The 2908-nt window shown below is 66.7% G+C and carries 3 protein-coding genes; all 3 read right to left on the reverse strand.

Going from position 1 to position 2908, the window contains the following annotated elements:
• Positions 1 to 118: 118 nt before the first annotated feature.
• Positions 119 to 283 (reverse strand): hypothetical protein, encoded by a 165-nt coding sequence (locus ACHAAC_RS17440; RefSeq protein WP_435717651.1) that lies wholly within the window; start codon positions 281 to 283, stop codon positions 119 to 121.
• 86 nt (positions 284 to 369) lie between these two features.
• Positions 370 to 867: a hypothetical protein gene (locus ACHAAC_RS17445; protein WP_435717652.1), complete on the reverse strand. Its 498-nt coding sequence runs from the start codon at positions 865 to 867 to the stop codon at positions 370 to 372.
• A partial coding sequence (locus tag ACHAAC_RS17450) for a hypothetical protein (protein ID WP_435717653.1) occupies positions 867 to 2908 on the reverse strand: 2042 nt, incomplete at its 5' end. The genes ACHAAC_RS17445 and ACHAAC_RS17450, both read right to left, overlap by 1 nt.

Raw genomic sequence — 2908 nt, forward strand, 5'->3', positions numbered from 1 at the left:
ACCTCTGTCCACGATCATCTTAAGCATTCCGCGTCAGGGCTTGCACCTGTTGTCCCGTGCTGGGCGCCGCTGCCGAGCAGGTCGCGGCACTGATGCCCGTGACGCGGACTGCGCCGAGCTACGCGCCCTCGGTGTAGCCCTCGCCGGGAACGTCGTGGCACCAGTCGCGGTCACCACAGGTCGTCGCATCGTCCTCGATCCCCGCGGGACCGCACGCCGTCAGGACAGCCGACAGGAGCAGACAGGCGACGGCGACGACGGAAGGGCGGGGGCGATCACTCACGACCGCGGCGAGTCGTCCACGGGTGGGGCGTCGAGTCCGTGCGGCATGGCGGTCGATGCTCACCTCCCTCCGTCATGGGTTCGCGCTCAGGAGAGGACGCTGAGACGGCTGACCCGGATGCGCCCTTGATCGTCCGTCCTGAGTGTGATGGACGAGGACTCGTCACGAACGAAGTCGGCACTGATCTCCGCCGGATCTCCGCTGCCACCATTGTCCTCGAAGGTCAGCACGCCGTCCCTCAGGTCGAGGTCGGTCAGGCCTGGCAAGTACAGGTCGCAGAAGCGTTCGCGATCTCCTCCCACCTGTTCGGGATCGACCAGGTCCCACGCGGTGCCACACCGCTCCGCTCGGGCGGCCTGGGTGAGCTCCTGCAGCACTCGGACGTACTGAAGGACGTCCGAGTCATCGACCACACTCGAGGGCGGCAGACTGGGTACCGACCACTCCGGGTCGGTAGCCCTCGACGGGGTGGACGTCGCGTCGGACGAGTCGTCGTCGCTGCTCGTGCAAGCAGTGGCCACGCTCGCCGCAGTGACCAGGGCTGCGCAGAGCAGCAGAGCCCGCGAGGCCGATGACGTCGTCATCAGGGCCCCCACTCGCGGTCGGGGATGTTGCCGTAGTTCGTCAGGAACTCGTTGCGAGTACGCACGAGGTCATTGATTTCCTCGGTCACCTCGCTGCCCATGCGCTCGGTCAACTGGTTGTTCAGGTGGGTGGTGTCCTCGATTGCCACGTTCGTCAGGTCGACGTTCCCGTCGGAGTCGATGATGCCCAGGTCTTCGTAGTCGGAGGCGATCTCCGGGTCGCGGTCGATCATGGCCTGCAGGAACTGCCCACGAGAAACGGTCTGCACGCTCTCGGACCCGGCCGATTCGGGGTCGAGGTTCGCGTAGAGGTCGTTGTCGATCCGTTCCGGCACGGAGACCTCGGCAGGTTCGATGGATTGCTCCGCGAGCCACAGAGCAGCGTCCACGGCCGGACCGCCGTTGCCCGGCACCGGGATGATGCCCACGAGGCCGAGCGCGGACTTGCGGATCTCAGCGGCCTCCGCGGCAGCGTCCTCGGCACTGGTGAACTCGTTGAACACGACATTGCGCAGCGCGGCAGAGTTGAGCCCGAAGAGTCGACCGTTGTCATCGCCGACCGTCCCGCGCTGGTGCGGACCGTCGGGGTACTCGTGGTCTGGATCGAGTGAGTCAGCGATCCGCTGGCTCTGGTACTGATCGATGAGTGCTGCCATTTGGACAGCGGCACTGTTGGGATCGGGCAGGCCGTCGTCGGTCTGTGCGTGATCGCTGTTGATGAGCGTGAGCATCTTGGTTCGCTGCTTCTCGCCCTCCGTGTCCGTCGCAGTGTCGAACTCATCCAGACGGACGCCGGTGGCCAGGGCGAGCGACCGCATGAGCTCGGGGTTTCGCTCGCCCACCGACGGCGGCGGGGCGCCCTCGTCGAGATCCTGTCCTGTGCCCGGCCCGCTGTCCATGGAGATCAGCTGGTCGTAGATCTCCTGGTTGCCAGCGATGGTGTCGTACAGGCCGTTGTAGGCGGAGTCCGCCAGGGCCTCCTGACCGGCAGGGGGGTCGATCGTCCAGTCGGTGAGCGAGGAGGCAGCCTGCCCCCCATCGTCCCAAGGATGCGTGTAGACGTTGGTGATGAACTCCTCGGAGCTGAAGTCCTCCGGCACGTGGTCCATCTCGTAGCCCGGATCGCCCCCGAGGAGGAAGGTGGTGGCCTCGTGGTTGAGCGAGGTCCGTTCCAGCAGGCTGCCGTAGAGCTCTTCGTGGGGGCCGTTGCTCCAGCCGTAGTCGTTCCCACCGGGGGAGGGGTCGCGGTCGCCGTAGCTGCTGTCGAGGAACTGCGAGGCACTGTTGGCCAGCTCCAGGGAGAGACCGTCACCGGCGGGTAGGTCGCTGTCCGCACGGTCGAGGAATCCGGCAACGTCGGCGAAGCTGGACTGGCGGCCCGTCAGGTCCTCCCGCATGTCCTGCGGCAGGCTCTCCCAGCTCCCGCCGATGTCCTCGTTGGAGGCGACGAGATAGGAGCCGGCCCACTGCGAGCGGAGCTCCTCGGCTTCCTCTTCGGAGAAGATGCTCTCCATGCGCGTGGCCGTGTGCTCACCCCGGGGCGTGCCGGCGCCGGTGGTGTACTCGCGTTCGACGCCGTCGGTCAGGAGGGTCTCGATGTCCTCGCGGTGGTCCCACGTCTGCTGGCCGAAAGCCTGGCTGTACTGCTGGGCATCGGTGGCGCGTCCGTGGGTGCCCAGGTCGACGCCTGTGCGGTTGGCCCAGGGAAGAAGCAGGGCGAGACCGCTCGCGACCTCACCGGAGTTGCCGAACGCAGCCCGGATCTCCTCCGCAGTGGAGTTGCCGTCGATGCCGTCGAGGATGGTCTGGACGTCGACGTCGGCATCCTCGGCATCCACATCGGGCAGGGCGAGGCCAACGATCACCTCTTGGAGCTCTTCGGGGGGCTCCTCGACCTGCATCCACTCCTCGAGCAGGCCGGGGTTCTCTTGCAGGAAGGCCTGGCGTTCGGTCTCGGTCATCTCCTCGACGGAGGGCAGGGTGCCGTTCTCGACAGCTGCCTGGTAGGCCTCGAACTTCTCCTGCGGACTGAGCTGGATGC

This window comes from Aeromicrobium sp. CF4.19, assembly GCF_051262555.1.
GTDB lineage: Bacteria > Actinomycetota > Actinomycetes > Propionibacteriales > Nocardioidaceae > Aeromicrobium.

What these genes read in the sequence shown, in the direction of transcription:
- ACHAAC_RS17445 (WP_435717652.1), bottom strand. Translation starts at nt 867, where the DNA reads ATGACGACGTCATCGGCCTCGCGGGCTCTGCTGCTCTGCGCAGCCCTG.